We start from the raw sequence: 15,153 nt of genomic DNA on the forward strand, positions 1-15,153 counted from the left end.
TGATCCACTCGGGTTCATTGAAGTCGCGCTGTCCGGGACGGCCGGACCCCCCGACTCCTGAAAATCGAGTCGATCATGAAGATCGCTCCCCACAAGGCATCGGGTGAAGGCTGCCAAAGCGGGCGGAACCACCCTGGCGTCGGCAGCGGCGGCAGGGCGTCGACGGCGACGACGACGCCCGGTGGTGCCTCCGGAGCCCGCGGCGGTCCGGGGCGGGACCCAGGTCATAGGGTGGTCACCGTGGCGACCCTTCTGCTTCTGCGACACGGCCGAACCACGGCGAACGCCGATGGCGGCCTGGCCGGTCGGCAACCGGTCGAGTTGGACGACACCGGGCGCGCCCAGGCCACCGCGGTCGGCGAGCGGCTGCGGGCGGTGCCGCTGGCGGCCGTGGTGACCAGCCCGCTCATCCGCTGCCGGCAGACCCTGGAGTTGGCGCTTCCGCAGGCCGCCCCGGTGGTCGAGGACGGGCTGATCGAGTGCGACTACGGCAGTTGGGAGGGGCAGCCGCTGAAGAAGCTCGCGAAGGAGCCGCTCTGGCCGGTCGTCCAGCAGCACCCCAGCGCGGCGGTCTTCCCGGGTGGGGAGGCGATGGCGGCGATGGCGGCGCGTGCCGTGGCGGCGGTACGAGCCTGGGACGCCCGGGTGAGCGCCGAACACGGGCCGGAGGCGGTCTGGCTGGCGTGCAGCCACGGCGATGTGATCAAGGCCATCGTGGCGGACGCGCTCGGCGTACACCTGGATGCTTTTCAGCGGATCGTGGCCGACCCGGCGTCGGTGACGGCGATCCGGTTCACGCCGCTGCGTCCGTTTCTGGTGCGACTCAACGACACCGGCGGCGACCTGGCGGCGCTGGTGCCGCCGCCGGTCAAGCGGCGTCGGCGCGCGAATCGCGTGGCCGACTCGGACGCGGCCGTCGGCGGCGGGGCGGGTGCGTCGCGGTGAGGCGCGTCACGACACCACCCCCGACCGGGGCGTCAGGGCACGCCGGAAAGGCCGCCACGCCCGGGTGTAACCCCTGTTACACCGGGCGCGCCGTCGCTGCGGCGATTCGCGTCGGTGGGGTGCGCGGTGCCAGGGCGGGCCGGATAGGGTCGTGGGTATGACCCACCAGGTGCACGCCTTCGAACCGCCGGAGCGGTTCGTCGCCGGGACTGTCGGGCCGCCGGGGGAGCGCACGTTCTTCCTGCAGGCCCGCGGCGGCGGCAGGCTGGTCAGCGTCGCGCTGGAGAAGGTCCAGGTGTCTCTGCTCGCCGAGAAGCTGGAGGAGCTGCTCACCGAGGCGCAGCGTCGCTTCGGGGTGGACCTGCCCGAGCTCGCGCCGGTGATCGGCGACAACGAGCCGCTGGACACTCCGGTCGACGAGGAGTTCCGGGTCGGGACGCTGGGGCTGGCCTTCGACGTGGACACCGCGACCGTGGTGATCGAGGCGATCGCGGCGGGCGAGGTGGAGCCCGAGGTCGAGCTCGGCGACGAGGACGACGAGGACGACGACGAGGACGAGGACGACGAGCCGGACGAGGACCTGGATCGGCTCCGGGTCCGGCTCACCCCGCAGGCGACCCGCCAGTTCATCGAGCGGGCCCGGCGAGTGGTCAACGCGGGCCGGCCACCGTGCCCGCTCTGCGGCCAACCGTTGGACCCCGCCGGGCACCTCTGCCCGCGGCACAACGGTTATCACCGGTGACCTCGTCCGGCCTCCAGCCTCGCCAGGACGGCGACGCCGCGCTGCGGCTGCTGCGTGACGGCGCCCTCGACCTGGAGGGTCGGCTGGTCGACGCGTCGAACACGACGCTGCGCGGCATCCTGACCCTGGACGGGGTGACCGCCCGCTGCGTCTACAAGCCGGTCCGTGGCGAGCGCCCACTCTGGGACTTCCCCGACGGCACCCTGGCCGGTCGGGAGGTCTCGGCGTACCTGGTCTCCCGGGCCACCGGGTGGGGCCTGGTGCCGCCCACCGTGCTGCGCGACGGCCCGTTCGGCCCCGGCTCCTGCCAGCTGTGGATCGACGAGCCGGAGGACGCCGAACCGCTTGTCGGGTTCCTGCCCGCCGGGGAGTTGCCGCCCCGCTGGATTCCGATCGCCGCCGCCCGCGACGACGACGGCGCCGCGTACGCCCTGGCGCACGCCGACGACCCACGGCTGGCCCGGCTCGCGGTGCTCGACGCGGTGCTCAACAACGCCGACCGCAAGGGCGGTCACGTGCTCGTCGGTGCCGACGACCGGATCTACGGCGTGGACCACGGGGTGAGCTTCCACGTGGAGGACAAGCTGCGTACGGTGCTCTGGGGTTGGGCTGGTAAGCAGTTGCCCCCGGACGCCGTGGAGATGCTCGACGCGCTGGCCGGGCAGGTCGCCGGGGCGCTCGGCGCGGAGTTGGCCGGCCACCTGACCATCAGCGAGGTGGCGGAGGTGGCCGCCCGGGTCGACCGGCTGCGCGAGACCGGCCGCTTCCCCGAGCCTCCGGAGGACTGGCCGGCGATGCCCTGGCCGCCCATGTGACCCGCTGTCATCTTGATCACCCGTGGGGTGCTCCGGCGTCGTCGCCGGGCTGGCTAGGCTGATCCCATGGAGTCTTGGGCGGGACACGAGGTGCCACGGCTGCCGGGCAGGGGCGAGCCACTGGCGTTGTACGACTCGGCGCGGCAGGCTGTCCACCCGAGTGAGCCGGCCGACGCGGGAAGCATGTACGTCTGCGGCATCACCCCGTACGACGCCACCCACCTCGGCCACGCCGCCACCATGATCACGTTCGACCTGGTGCAGCGGATGTGGCGCGACGCCGGCCGCCCGGTGCGCTACGTGCAGAACGTCACCGACATCGACGACCCGCTGCTGGAGCGGGCCGCCCGCGACGGCGAGGACTGGGTGGTCCTGGCGATGCGCGAGACGGCGCTGTTCCGGGAGGACATGGAGGCGCTGCGGATCATCCCGCCGGCGCACTACGTGGGCGCGGTCGAGTCGATCCCGGACATCGCCGACAAGGTCGAGGTGCTGCTCAAGGACGGCGCCGCGTACCGGCTCGACGACGGCACCGGCGACGTCTACTTCGACATCTCGGCCACGCCCCGCTTCGGTTACGAGTCGAACCTGACCCGCGAGCAGATGCTGGAGATCTTCCCCGAGCGCGGCGGCGACCCCGACCGGGCCGGCAAGCGGGACCCCTTGGACCCGCTGCTGTGGCGCGGTGCCCGCGAGGGCGAGCCGTCCTGGCCGGGCGGCGAGCTGGGCCCGGGCCGCCCCGGCTGGCACATCGAGTGCGCGGTGATCGCGCTCAACCTGCTCGGCGACCGGATCGACGTGCAGGGCGGCGGCAACGACCTGCTGTTCCCGCACCACGAGGCGTCCGCCGCGCACGCCGAGCGGCTCACCGGCCAGGCGCCGTTCGCCGAGCACTACGTCCACGCCGGCATGATCGGTCTGGACGGCGAGAAGATGTCCAAGTCCCGCGGCAACCTGGTCTTCGTGTCCCGGCTGCGCGCCGACAAGGTCGACCCGATGGCGATCCGGCTGGCGCTGATCTCCGGGCACTACCGCAGCGACCGTACCTGGACCGACGACCTGCTCACCGCCGCACACGAGCGCCTGGACCGTTGGCGGCGGGCCGCCGCTGCGCCCGCCGGGCCGTCCGGGGCTGAGCTGCTGGCCGAGGTACGCGCACGCCTGGCCGACGACCTGGACACCCCCGGAGCCCTGGCCGCAGCCGACCGCTGGGCCGACGCGACCCTCGCCGGCACTACGGGCGACCCCGAAGCGCCCGCCCTCTTCGCGAAGACGGTCGACGCCCTCCTGGGCATCCGCCTCTGATCGCCAGCTGGCTCGGGCTTTGGCCCCGCGCTGGCTCGGGCTCGCCCCGCGCTGGCTCGGGCTCGCCCCGCGCTGGCTCGGGCTTTGGCCCCGCGCTGGCTCGGGCTCGCCCCGCGCTGGCTCGGGCCGATCATGGAGTTGTGGTGGCCGTTATGAAGCGCTATATCCCTTATGCGACCCACCACAACTCCATGATCGACGGACCGCTCGGGCGGGGGCATGACGCTGCGGGCCGCGCCTCAACGCCTCGCCGGCGATCTTGCACTTTCTGACGTTGCGAAAGTTGCCAAGCAGGGCAAAAGGGCGACAGAAAGTGCAAGATCGACGGGCCGGGCCGGGCCGGGCCGGGCCGGGCCGGGCCGGGGTTAGCCCAGGACCAGGCCGGGGTCGGGTTCCGGGTCGGGGGTCGGGCCGGGGATCTTGTACTCCTCGGTGAGGGTGGTCATGGGACCGGGCCAGGTCGCCTGGGACACCTCGATCGGCTTGCGGTGTGCGTCGTACGCGACGTGCAGCAGGTGCAGCACCGGGGTGTCCGGCCGGATCTGGAGGGTCTCGGCCTCCTCCCGGCTGGGCTGGCGGGCGCTGATCGTGTCGGTGGCCGACACGTACCGCCGTCCGGTGGCTTCCTCGGCCTCCTGGTAGAGCGGCCGGCCGAACGCCTCGGTGCGTTCCAGCGAGGTGCCGGCGGTGTCGCGGGGCAGGAACCAGGAGGCGCCCACCTCGACGGGGGAGTCGTCGGTGCGGACGAGGTGTCGGCGGCAGAGCAGGTTGGTGCCGTCGGACACGCCGAAGGCGTCGGCCACCTCGGCGGGAGCGGGGGCATGCCCGACGGAGACGAGTTGTTGACGGTATCGGGCGGCCAGGTCGGTGTGGTAGCCGCGGAAGCCTCCGTACCGGCCTCGGGAGAGGCGGTTGAGTCGGCGGCGGGTGCCCCGGACGTACGTACCGGAGCCGGGTTTGGTGATCAGGATGCCCTCGACCCGCAGCTGGTCGACGGCGCGTTGCACGGTCTGCTTGGCGACGCCGAACATCTCGGCGATGGCCGGGATGGACGGCAGCCGCTCGCCCGGCCCCCAGTCGCCGCGGCGGACCTGGGCCTTGAGCTGCGCGGCGATCTGTCGGTGTGGGAACTCTGCGGCTCCGGGGTTGATCTGCACACCCGCCTCCTTGATCACATCTAGGTTCCTAGGATGCCGTAGCGGGTGTGACGGCGCCACCCCAGACACGCGAAAACGGGCCCCCGGACCACAAAAGGTCCGAAGGCCCGCAACGAAGCGCGGCCCGCAGCGACGAGCGGCCCGCAACGAGACAGTGCTACCAGGAGCCGGCGGTGGGGCCGGCGGAACCGCCCCGGCGGCGCAGGTACTTCTCGAACTCCTGGGCGATCTCGTCACCGGTCAACGGGGTGATCCCCTCGTCGCCGACCCGTTCTTCCAGCTCGCGGACGTACTCACCCAGCTCGGCGTCCTGCTCGGCGGCGCTGCGCACCCGCTGCTCCCACTCCGCGGACTCCTCGGCGAGGTCGGCCATCGGCACCGGCAGGTCGACGACCTCCTCGACCCGGTGCAGCAGGGCGAGGGTGGCCTTCGGGCAGGGCGGGTTGTTGGCGTAGTGCGGCACGTGCACCCAGAACGAGACGGCGTCCACCTCGGCGCGGGTGCAGGCGTCGTGCAGCACGCCGACGATGCCGGTCGGCCCGTCGTACCGGGTGGGGGTGAGCTGGTAGCGCTGGGCGGCCTCGGCGTCGGACGCGCTGCCGCTGATCGGCAGCGGCCGGGTGTACGGCACGTCGGCCAGCAACGCGCCGAGCAGCACCACCCGTTCCACCTCCAGGCTGTGGCAGATCTCCAGCACCTGCTCGCAGAACGTCCGCCACCGCATGCTCGGCTCGATGCCGCGGATCAGCACCACGTCGCGGTCGGTGCCCTCCGGGCTGGCCACCATGAACCGGGTCGTCGGCCACTCCACCCGCCGGGTCTCCCCGTCGGCCATGGTGATGGTGGGCCGGCTGACCTGGAAGTCGTAGAAGTCCTCCGGATCCAGCTCGGCGATCTGCCTGGCGTTCCAGACCTGCTCCAGGTGCTCGACCGCGGCGGTGGACGCGTCGGCGGCGTCATTCCAGCCCTCGAAAGCGGCGATCGCCACCGGGGACCGCAGCACCGGCAGTCCGTCGAACTCGGTCACGCCGTCACCTCACCCTGCTCGTCGCGGCTGGCGCCGGGACCGCGCCCGGTCGTCATACCGTGTGGCACGGCGGCGTCCCTGTTGTCCTTCACGTCCGTCAGCCTACGTGCAGGGCGAGGGTGCGGCCCGTCGGCCGCGCCGGTCGGCCGCTCCGGCAGCAGGTCATACCCGAACGAACCGGACAGCGTGATCCCCGTGACACAATAGGGGATCGCTCGAGGAAAGTCGTGGAGTCCGGCCGAATCGCACTAACCTGAACGGGTGCGGACTTCATTGATGGATGTGCTAGCTGATCGCATTCTCATCGCCGACGGCGCGATGGGTACGATGCTGCAGGCCGCGGACCTCACGCTCGACGACTTCGACGGGCTGGAGGGGTGCAACGAGATCCTCAACGTCACCCGCCCGGACGTGGTGCGCGGGGTGCACGACGCCTACCTGGCCGTCGGTGCCGACTGCGTGGAGACCAACACCTTCGGCGCCAACCTCGCCAACCTCGCCGAGTACGACATCCCGCACCGCATCCGCGAGTTGTCCGAGGCCGGCGCCCGGATCGCGCGGGAGGCCGCCGACGCGGCCAGCACCCCGCAGCGGCCCCGGTTCGTGCTCGGCTCGATCGGGCCGGGCACCAAGCTGCCCACCCTCGGGCACGCCGACTACTCGACCCTGCGCGACGCCTACCAGGAGAACGCCGCGGGTCTGATCGCCGGTGGCGCGGACGCGCTGATCATCGAGACCTGTCAGGATCTGCTCCAGGTCAAGGCGGCAGTGGTCGGGTCGAAGCGGGCGATGGCCGAGCTGGGCCAGCCGGTGCCGATCATCTGTCACGTGGCCGTGGAGACCACCGGCACGATGCTTGTCGGCAGCGAGATCGGCGCGGCGCTCGCCGCGATCGAGCCGCTCGGGGTGGACCTGATCGGGCTCAACTGCTCGACCGGCCCGGCCGAGATGAGCGAACACCTGCGCTACCTGTCACAGCACTCCCGCATCCCGCTGTCGGTGATGCCGAACGCCGGCCTGCCGGTGCTGACCGCCGACGGTGCGTACTTCCCGCTGACTCCCGTGGAGCTGGCCGACGCCCTGGAGCGGTTCATCAGCGAGTACGGCGTGGGGCTGGTCGGCGGCTGCTGCGGCACCACCCCGGAGCACATCCGGGTGCTGGCCGAGCGGCTGCACGGCGTCACCGCCCCGGCCCGCGAGCCCCGGCATGAGGCGGGCGTCTCCTCCGTGTACCACCCGGTTCCGTTCGCCCAGGACGCGTCGGTGCTGATGGTGGGGGAGCGGACCAACGCCAACGGCTCGAAGGCGTTCCGGGAGGCGATGCTCGCCGGCGACTGGCGGGCCTGTGTGGAGATCGCCCGCAGTCAGGCACGCGACGGCTCGCACCTGCTCGACCTGTGCGTGGACTACGTCGGCCGCGACGGCACACAGGACATGCGGGAGCTGGCCGGCCGGTTCGCCACCGCGTCCACCCTGCCCATCATGTTGGACTCCACCGAGCCGAACGTGGTGGAGGCCGGGTTGGAGATGCTCGGCGGCCGCTGCGTGGTCAACTCGGTCAACTTCGAGGACGGCGACGGCCCCGAGTCCCGGTACGCGCGGGTGATGCCGATCGTCCGTGAGCACGGCGCGGCGGTGGTGGCGCTGCTCATCGACGAGGAGGGCCAGGCCCGTACCCAGGAGTGGAAGGTCCGGGTCGCGGCGCGGCTGATCGACGACCTGACCGGCCGGTGGGGCATGGACCGCTCCGACATCCTGATCGACGCGCTGACCTTCCCGATCGCCACCGGGCAGGAGGAGACCCGCCGCGACGGCATCGAGACGATCGAGGCGATCCGGGAGATCTCCCGCCGCTACCCGGGCGTCAACTTCACCCTGGGCATCTCGAACATCTCCTTCGGGCTCAACCCGGCGGCCCGGCAGGTGCTCAACTCGGTGTTCCTGCACGAGTGCGTGCAGGCCGGCCTGACGTCGGCAATCGTGCACGCCAGCAAGATCCTGCCGATGTCGAAGATCCCCGACGAGCAGCGCGAGGTCGCCCTGGACCTGGTGTACGACCGGCGCCGCGAGGGGTACGACCCGGTGCAGCGTTTCCTGGAGCTGTTCGAGGGCGTCGACGTGACAAGTGCCCGGGCCAGCCGGGCCCAGGAGCTGGCGGCGCTGCCGCTGGACGAGCGGCTCAAGCGGCGGATCATCGACGGTGAGCGCAACGGCCTGGAGGCCGACCTGGACGAGGCGATGGCCGGCGGCCGATCCCCATTGTCGATCATCAACGACATTCTGCTGGACGGCATGAAGGTGGTCGGTGAGCTGTTCGGCTCCGGCCAGATGCAGTTGCCGTTCGTGCTCCAGTCCGCCGAGGTGATGAAGACCGCGGTGGCCTACCTGGAACCGCACATGGAGACCGCGGAGGACGGCGGCAAGGGCCGCATCGTGCTCGCCACCGTGCGCGGCGACGTGCACGACATCGGCAAGAACCTGGTCGACATCATCCTGTCCAACAACGGCTACGAGGTGGTGAACATCGGCATCAAGCAGCCGATCAGCGCCATCCTGGACGCCGCCGAGCAGCACCGCGCCGACGCGATCGGCATGTCCGGGCTGCTGGTGAAGAGCACGGTCATCATGAAGGAGAACCTGGCCGAGATGGCCACCCGCGGGGTCGCGGAGCGTTGGCCCGTCCTGCTGGGTGGCGCGGCGCTGACCCGCGCGTACGTCGAGGACGACCTGCGGTCGACGTTCCCCGGGCAGGTGCACTACGCGCGGGACGCGTTCGAGGGACTGTCCCTGATGGACCGGGTGATGACCGCCAAGCGCGGCGGTGCCCCGGTGATCGACCCGGAGCGGGAGGCGGCGCTCGCGGCCCGGCGGGCGCGCCGGGAACGGCAGCGCTCGATGGTCACCACGTCGCTGCCGGAGCTGCACGACTCCTCGGTCCGCTCCGACGTGTCAGCCGACGTGGCGGTGCCCACCCCGCCGTTCTTCGGCACCCGGGTCGTCAAGGGTGTGCCGATGGCCGACTACGCGGCGCTGCTCGACGAGCGGGCCACCTTCTCGGGGCAGTGGGGGCTGCGCGGCGCCCGGGGCGGCAGCGGACCCTCCTACGAGGAGCTGGTCGAGACCGAGGGTCGGCCGCGCCTGCGGTACTGGCTGGACCGGCTGATCGCCGACCAGGTCCTTGAGGCAGCCGTGGTGTACGGGTACTTCCCCGCGTACTCCGAAGGCAACGACCTGGTGGTGCTCGACGAGAACGGGCACGCGGAGCGCGCCCGGTTCTCCTTCCCCCGGCAGCGGCAGGAGCGGCGGCTCTGCCTGGCGGACTTCTTCAAGCCCCAGGGCGACCAGCTCGATGTGGTCGCGTTGCAACTGGTCACCGTCGGCCAGCCGGTCAGCGAGTACGCGGCGAAGCTGTTCGCCCGCAACGAGTACCGCGACTACCTGGAGGTGCACGGGCTCTCCGTGCAGCTCACCGAGGCGCTCGCCGAATACTGGCACCAGCGCATCCGCGCCGAGATGACCCTGCCCGACGGGCGTCCGCTGGGGCACGACGACCCGGCGGACCTGGCCGGCATCCTGCACAACGACTACCGGGGCTGCCGGTACGCGTTCGGCTACCCGGCCTGCCCCGACCTGGAGGACCGGGCGAAGATCATGGATCTGCTGGGCGCGGACCGGATCGGGGTCGAGCTGTCCGAGGAGTTCCAGCTCATGCCGGAGCAGGCCACCGACGCGATCGTGGTCCACCACCCGGAGGCCAACTACTTCAACGCCAAGTAACGGGCTCAGGTGCCCTGACCTGCACCTGAGGTCGTCCGGAAGGCCGCTGAGCCATGATCATGCCGTCTCCAGGCCGTCAGCGGCTTCCGGGCCGTCCTCGGCGGCCTGGTCCGCACCGAACGCGGTGTCGATGGCGCGGCGCGTGCGGCCCTCGCTATGCGTCGATCAGTAGAGCCACCGGTCGAGCACCCCGGGCCAGAAGTGGGTCGCATGGTCGCCGTCCCCGAACGCGGGTGGGTCAAGCTCCCTGATGCGTTCCAACAGATCGGCGAGTTCCGCGAGCGCTTGCTCTTCGGCCTGTCCGTCCTCGTCCCAGCGGTCGATGACGGTTGAGCTGGTCAGCCAGGTACCCACCATGTGCAGCGAACACAGCCAGTGGACGATCGTGGAGTTGACGAACCCGGCGCTGCCGTCCGGCGACCATATGTGCACCTCACCGGTCCCCGGCGCGGCACCGTACACCGAGCGCGGGTCGTCGGAGTTCGCCAACCGGTACATCGTTGGCTCTGCGCCGAATGACACCGCACCGACAAGGTCATCGATCAGCGGTACACCACAGGAGACCAGCGCGGCCTTCTGCTGCTCGGGAAGCCACCACCTCGCCACATCCGGCTCGGTAGCACGCACCACCCGCCCGGTACCCGCCCAGGCCGTGACCGCTTCGAACGCGGGAGGCAGCGGAAGGTCATCAACCGGCACGCCGATGACGGTAGTCCGGGCAGGACGCTTCGTCGTCGGCAACCTGCCGCCCCTAGATGACGGGCACCTGTCGCACATCACCTGGCGAAACCGGGTCGCATATCAACAGTCGGATCACACCGAGCGGCCGGCGAAGTGGTTCAGACAGTCCGCTTAGTCATCTTCGGCGAGGTAGCCAACACCATCACAGGTGGGGCAGGGTCCGAAAACGCTTCCCATTCCCTTGCCCATGCCCGTGGTCTTCACCATGCCTGGAAGCCGCGCACCACCACGGCATTCCGGGCAGCGGCGGTGAACGCCTATTGGGCGAGACGGAGATGCCTCTGTGTCCTGACGACCCGGCTCCACCGCCCGAGGGTAGCCGTAGGGGCACGACAGGGGTTAGCGGCCGGTGGGAGCGGGTGAGGCGAACCAGGCCAGTGGAAGCCATGTGCGTGACGTGGGTGACTAAACAGGGTGACGATCGAGTCGGACATCACTGGACGAGCGCGGACGAGCACGGGCCATGCCCGGAGCCAAAGGCCGATAGGGCAGCAAGGAGCTGTGAGCGAGTATGGGCATGTGCCGAAGGACAACCTTCTCCGGACCCAGACCCGACGCCCGCTCACCGAGCTTGAACGAGCGGTGATCGAGCGTTTACTCGATTCACCGTTTCCCGGCAGCCGCGAGTTGCTGGCCCAGCTGCGGCATACCGCCGTTGACGGTGGTTGCGGCTGCGGCTGCGCGACGATCAACCTGTCCGTTGACCGATCACGAGCGACGCCCGCCCCGGTCATCTCAGCGGCCCCCGTCTCGGCGGATATCAGTTCTGGCGATACCTACGCCGGCGTCGTCCTGCTTGTGGACGGCGGATTCCTGTCCTGCCTGGAGGCCTACTCCATCGGTGAGCCCGTTCGAAATCTGCCACCTGCCCACGTCATTCGGCCCCGCCCGGCCAGGTGAGACGCTGTGCGGATGCGACAGGTCACCGTGCTCGGCAGTTCCGGTGCCTTCCCCGAGCCAGGCCGCGCCTGTAGCGGTTTCGCGGTGGACTGGGACGGCTACCGCTTGGTGCTCGACCTGGGCTACGCCACGCTGCCCCGGTTACTCACGCACTGGCCCGATGGCGCGGTGGACGCTGTCGTCATCACCCATGAGCACCCGGATCACTGCGTCGACCTGCACGGTCTGTTCAGGATGCGGTTCTACGGTCAGCCCGGCGGGGCACGGCTGCCGTTGTTCTGCCCGCCCGGCGTGCTCGACCGGCTCAGCGGCCTGGAGCCCGATGTCGACCTGCGCGCGGTCTTCGACCTGCACCCACTGCCCGGCACCTACCGGGTCGGACCGTTCGACCTCACCGGGCTGTCGCTGCCGCACTTCGTGCCCAACGCCGGCATCCGGCTTCAGGCCGACGGAATTGTCGTGGCCTACTCCGGGGACACGGGGCCGACTCCCGCGTTGGCCGAGCTGGGCCGTGGCGCCGACCTGTTCATCGTCGAGGCGACGGACTACGACGGCGAGGCCAGCCGTCCCACCCGAAACCTGCTGACCTCCACCGAGGCTGGTTTCTGGGCTCGCCGCGCGGGTGCCCGCCGCCTGGTGCTCACCCATTTCTGGCCGGGTAACGACCGGGCGGCCGCGGTGGCCGCCGCGCAGGTGGAGTTCGGCGGTGCCGTGCTGGCGGCCGAGGAAGGGCTCACCCTGGTGCTCGGGGAGCCGGACAGCTGACTGCCCCTCACTCGACGAACGTGCCATCCGGATTCATGATCTGGTCGCGCACCAGCGGTACGAACGCCGACCAGGTCCCGTGATCCACGGCGACCGACATGCGGATGCGCCCGTCGCCGTCATCAAGCGCGTAGCTCACCACGTTGTACCGCGTGCCGTCCCCACCGATGACGTCGCGTACCTCCTTGTCGTCGAGCATCGCGCGCCATGCGCCGTAGTCGACGCGTTGCCATTCAGCCAGACGTTCCTCGGCAAGCCCTGCCGCCAACTCTTTCCGCGGTCCCACCCGCTCAGCCTTCCAGCCACCCCGTGGCAGTTAGGTTGTGGGAGCGTGGAACACAGCACAGGAGGGCCAGCAGCCGGGCCGACGGCTAGCGGGGCCGTCCCGCCGCAGACAGCCCGTTTCTGGATGTCGAGAACGGCCAAGCGGCTCCGTCCTCGGGGAGGATGCGGTCACTGTGACCCCACCAGAGCAGGGAGACCCAGCATGGCGATCCAGCGGATGGACAACGTCCTTATCGTTGTCGAGGACCTTGACGCCGTCATCGCGTTCTTCGTCGAGCTCGGCATGGAGTTGGAGGGGCGGGGACCGGTCGAGGGCCGGTGGGTGGAGCGTGTCATCGGGATCGACGACGTCCGGCAGGAGGTCGCGATGCTGCGGACCCCGGACGGCCACGGCAAGGTCGAGTTGGCGATGTTCCACCGCCCGGCGGCGATCAGCGCGGAACCGAAGAACGCGCCCGCGAACACGCTGGGCATTCGGCGCATCATGTTCGCCGTCGACGACATCGAGGACGTCATCGCTCGGCTGCGCCGCCACGGCGCCGAACTCGTCGGGGAGTTGGAGCGGTACGAGGACATCTACCGGCTCTGCTACGTCCGCGGCCCCGAGGGCATCGTCGTCGGCCTGGCCGAAGAGCTCCGCTGAGGGCCGCAGCAGGTCGTCCCGCCCGCACTACTTCAAGGATGTAGGGGCCTCGCGAGCGGCGGAGACCACTGGATCCCTGAAGTAGTGCGGATCTTGGAGCACGTAGCGAGCAGCGCGCGGGCGAATGGTTCACGCGATCAGGGTGCCGCCGTCCACGGTCACCACCGTGCCGGTGGCGTAGGTCGCCCGCAGGAGATAGACGAACGCCTCGGCGACCTCCTCGGGCTCGCCCACCCGGCCGAGCGGAAGCGACCCGCTGAGCTGCGCGTACATCTGCTCTCGGGTTTCGCTCGGGAGTGAGTCCCAGAGTGGTGAGCGGATCACTCCGGCGGAGACGGCGTTGACCCGGATCGGGGCGAGTTCGACTGCGAGCGCGCGGACCAGGGCGTCGATCGCCCCGGTGATGCTGGCCGCGACGGACCAGCCGGCGCTGGGCCGGTGGTTGGCGGTGCCGGTGGTGAGGGTGATCGACCCACCGGGGCGCAGGTACGGCAGTGCCGCGTTGACCGCCGACAGGGAGCCGAAGTAGCGCAGGTCGAAGGCGGCGCGGGCGGCGGCGAGGTCGAGGGCGTCGACGGACATCAGCGCGAGGGGCTCGCCAGCGGTGTAGACGAGGTGGTCGAACGACCCGAGATCGCGGAACAGCCGGGACACGGCGTCGGGGTCGGTGAGGTCGGCTACGTACCCCTGGGCGGTGGTCGGCAGGGTCGTGAGGGCGCGGTCCACGCTGCGCTGATTGCGGGAGGCGACCACGACCTGGGCGCCCTCTCGGGCGGCGCGGGCGGCGGTGGCGAGGCCGAGCCCCGAGGTTCCGCCGAGTACGACGACGCGCTTGTCGATGAGGGTCATGATCGTGTCCTTCCGGATCGGGTGGTGGGAACGGTTACCACCGTGCTCCGCCGGGAACGCCCGCGTCCAAGACCTCTTTCACCTCCTGTGATGCCCGTTGAGCATCACCGCAGTCATACCCGGCGGGTATCGTGAAAGCGCCCGGAGCGGAAACCGGACGGGGGCAGGGTGGACGTCGATCTGCGCAAGCTCCGCTACTTCGTGGCGGTCGCGGAGGAGCTGCACTTCGGCCGTGCCGCCGCCCGGCTGCACATCGCCCAGCCGGTCCTGTCGCGCCAGATCCGGGCCTTCGAGCACGAACTGCGCGCCGAGCTCTTCGTCCGGGACCGCCGTTCCACCGTGCTGACCGAGGCCGGTCGCCAGTTGCTGACCGACGCCCGTCCGCTGCTCGCCTCGGCCGAGGCCCTGCGGCGGCGGGTGCAACGGGCCGCGCACGGCACAGCGACGTTCACCATCGCGTTCATGCCCGGCGTTCTCGTCACCGCCGAGGCCCGCGCCATCGGTCAGCGGCACCCCGACCTGGCCGTCAACGTCGTCCGCACGTCCTGGGAGGACCAGGCCGACATCGTCCGCGAGGGGCGCGCGGACGTCAGCTACGTGCGGCTCCCGGTCGACCAGCGTGGCCTGCGCCTGCGCCCGCTGTTCACCGAACCCCGCGTCGTCGTCCTGCCCACCGATCACCGCCTGGCCGGCAAGGAGTCGGTCGACCTCGCCGAGTTGGTCGAGGAACGGCTGTTGCAGAACCCGGACGCGGTGCCGGAGTGGCGGGACCTGCCGAACCGCCCGACGGCGCCCGACCCTCGCCCCCGGCCGGAGCTGAACTCCGTGGAGGAGAAGTTGGAGCATGTGGCCGCGTACGCCGGAATGGTGATCCTGCCGCTGTCGACGGCGACGTTCTACACGAGACCCGACGTCAGCCACGTGCCCGTCGCCGACCTCGGCCACAACCAGGTGTGCCTGGCCTGGGCCGAGGACAACCGGTCACCTCTGGTGCACGAGTTCGTCGAGATCGCCGCCGGGCGGGTCCCCGACGATCGACGCCAGGGCGGGTCAGGCGGTGCCGCTCGGGAAGGTCTCGCGTAGCGCCGGGTCCAGCGGGCGGCCGCTCGTCGGCTCGATGAACAGGTCGGTGAGCAGGAGGTCGGCGAGGTAGCTGGGGTTCACGCCCGACTCCTTGCGGCCGAGGGCCTGCGCCGCGCCGC

At 70.8% G+C, this 15,153-nt stretch carries 14 protein-coding genes; 9 read left to right on the plus strand and 5 right to left on the minus strand.

The window, feature by feature from the left end; all coding sequences use genetic code 11:
- The first annotated feature begins 231 nt into the window (after window positions 1–231).
- From PSH25_RS08210 to mshC, 4 genes are all read left to right on the plus strand, one after another.
- Window positions 232–945: an MSMEG_4193 family putative phosphomutase gene (locus PSH25_RS08210; protein WP_238658419.1), complete on the plus strand. Its 714-nt coding sequence runs from the start codon at window positions 232–234 to the stop codon at window positions 943–945.
- Window positions 946–1,102: 157 nt separating this feature from the next.
- A complete protein-coding gene (locus PSH25_RS08215) occupies window positions 1,103–1,687 on the plus strand; it encodes a DUF3090 domain-containing protein (RefSeq protein WP_196922875.1) in 585 nt (194 codons plus the stop codon).
- On the plus strand, window positions 1,684–2,502 hold the full coding sequence (locus PSH25_RS08220) for an SCO1664 family protein (protein ID WP_238658420.1): 819 nt from the start codon (window positions 1,684–1,686) through the stop codon (window positions 2,500–2,502). The genes PSH25_RS08215 and PSH25_RS08220 overlap by 4 nt, the downstream gene beginning before the upstream one ends.
- Before the next feature lie 66 nt (window positions 2,503–2,568).
- Window positions 2,569–3,807: a cysteine--1-D-myo-inosityl 2-amino-2-deoxy-alpha-D-glucopyranoside ligase gene (mshC, locus tag PSH25_RS08225; RefSeq protein ID WP_238658421.1), complete on the plus strand. Its 1,239-nt coding sequence runs from the start codon at window positions 2,569–2,571 to the stop codon at window positions 3,805–3,807.
- A gap of 365 nt (window positions 3,808–4,172) precedes the next feature.
- Here the strand turns inward: mshC and PSH25_RS08230 are convergent, their stop codons facing one another.
- A complete protein-coding gene (locus tag PSH25_RS08230; RefSeq protein WP_091408867.1) occupies window positions 4,173–4,964 on the minus strand; it encodes a GntR family transcriptional regulator in 792 nt (263 codons plus the stop codon).
- A 157-nt stretch (window positions 4,965–5,121) separates the two neighbouring features.
- Window positions 5,122–5,991, minus strand: coding sequence for a PAC2 family protein (locus PSH25_RS08235; RefSeq protein WP_238658422.1), 870 nt, complete (start codon window positions 5,989–5,991; stop codon window positions 5,122–5,124).
- A 276-nt stretch (window positions 5,992–6,267) separates the two neighbouring features.
- Here PSH25_RS08235 and metH point away from each other — a divergent pair, with 276 nt between their 5' ends.
- A complete protein-coding gene (gene metH, locus PSH25_RS08240) occupies window positions 6,268–9,768 on the plus strand; it encodes a methionine synthase (RefSeq protein WP_274527169.1) in 3,501 nt (1,166 codons plus the stop codon).
- A gap of 165 nt (window positions 9,769–9,933) precedes the next feature.
- On the opposite strand, the gene PSH25_RS08245 is transcribed toward metH, so the two are convergent.
- Entirely contained in the window at window positions 9,934–10,467 is a 534-nt protein-coding gene (locus PSH25_RS08245; protein WP_238658424.1) for an SUKH-4 family immunity protein, read from the minus strand.
- A 543-nt stretch (window positions 10,468–11,010) separates the two neighbouring features.
- Between PSH25_RS08245 and PSH25_RS08250 the strand changes: the two genes are divergently transcribed.
- Entirely contained in the window at window positions 11,011–11,409 is a 399-nt protein-coding gene (locus tag PSH25_RS08250; protein WP_238658425.1) for a hypothetical protein, read from the plus strand.
- Between the two features lie 12 nt (window positions 11,410–11,421).
- Entirely contained in the window at window positions 11,422–12,174 is a 753-nt protein-coding gene (locus PSH25_RS08255) for an MBL fold metallo-hydrolase (RefSeq protein ID WP_238658426.1), read from the plus strand.
- Window positions 12,175–12,181: 7 nt separating this feature from the next.
- On the opposite strand, the gene PSH25_RS08260 is transcribed toward PSH25_RS08255, so the two are convergent.
- The gene (locus PSH25_RS08260; RefSeq protein WP_238658427.1) at window positions 12,182–12,460 is read right to left on the minus strand and encodes a hypothetical protein; all 279 of its coding nucleotides are present in this window, start codon (window positions 12,458–12,460) and stop codon (window positions 12,182–12,184) included.
- A 201-nt stretch (window positions 12,461–12,661) separates the two neighbouring features.
- Here PSH25_RS08260 and PSH25_RS08265 point away from each other — a divergent pair, with 201 nt between their 5' ends.
- Window positions 12,662–13,102 carry a VOC family protein gene (locus PSH25_RS08265; RefSeq protein ID WP_238658428.1) on the plus strand — a complete coding sequence of 147 codons (441 nt, stop codon included), beginning with the start codon at window positions 12,662–12,664 and terminating at the stop codon, window positions 13,100–13,102.
- 129 nt (window positions 13,103–13,231) lie between these two features.
- On the opposite strand, the gene PSH25_RS08270 is transcribed toward PSH25_RS08265, so the two are convergent.
- On the minus strand, window positions 13,232–13,951 hold the full coding sequence (locus tag PSH25_RS08270; protein ID WP_238658429.1) for an SDR family oxidoreductase: 720 nt from the start codon (window positions 13,949–13,951) through the stop codon (window positions 13,232–13,234).
- 168 nt (window positions 13,952–14,119) lie between these two features.
- On the opposite strand from PSH25_RS08270, the gene PSH25_RS08275 reads away from it, so the two are divergent.
- On the plus strand, window positions 14,120–15,034 hold the full coding sequence (locus tag PSH25_RS08275; protein ID WP_238658430.1) for a LysR family transcriptional regulator: 915 nt from the start codon (window positions 14,120–14,122) through the stop codon (window positions 15,032–15,034).
- Window positions 15,035–15,153: the final 119 nt, after the last annotated feature.

The organism is Micromonospora foliorum (assembly GCF_022229015.1).
Classification (GTDB): Bacteria; Actinomycetota; Actinomycetes; order Mycobacteriales; family Micromonosporaceae; genus Micromonospora; species Micromonospora foliorum.

Coding starts and splice junctions, on each gene's coding strand:
- PSH25_RS08270 (WP_238658429.1), bottom strand. CDS start 13,951: ATGACCCTCATCGACAAGCGCGTCGTCGTACTCGGCGGAACCTCGGGG.
- metH (WP_274527169.1), top strand. CDS start 6,268: ATGGATGTGCTAGCTGATCGCATTCTCATCGCCGACGGCGCGATGGGT.
- PSH25_RS08255 (WP_238658426.1), top strand. CDS start 11,422: ATGCGACAGGTCACCGTGCTCGGCAGTTCCGGTGCCTTCCCCGAGCCA.
- mshC (WP_238658421.1), top strand. CDS start 2,569: ATGGAGTCTTGGGCGGGACACGAGGTGCCACGGCTGCCGGGCAGGGGC.
- PSH25_RS08215 (WP_196922875.1), top strand. CDS start 1,103: ATGACCCACCAGGTGCACGCCTTCGAACCGCCGGAGCGGTTCGTCGCC.
- PSH25_RS08265 (WP_238658428.1), top strand. CDS start 12,662: ATGGCGATCCAGCGGATGGACAACGTCCTTATCGTTGTCGAGGACCTT.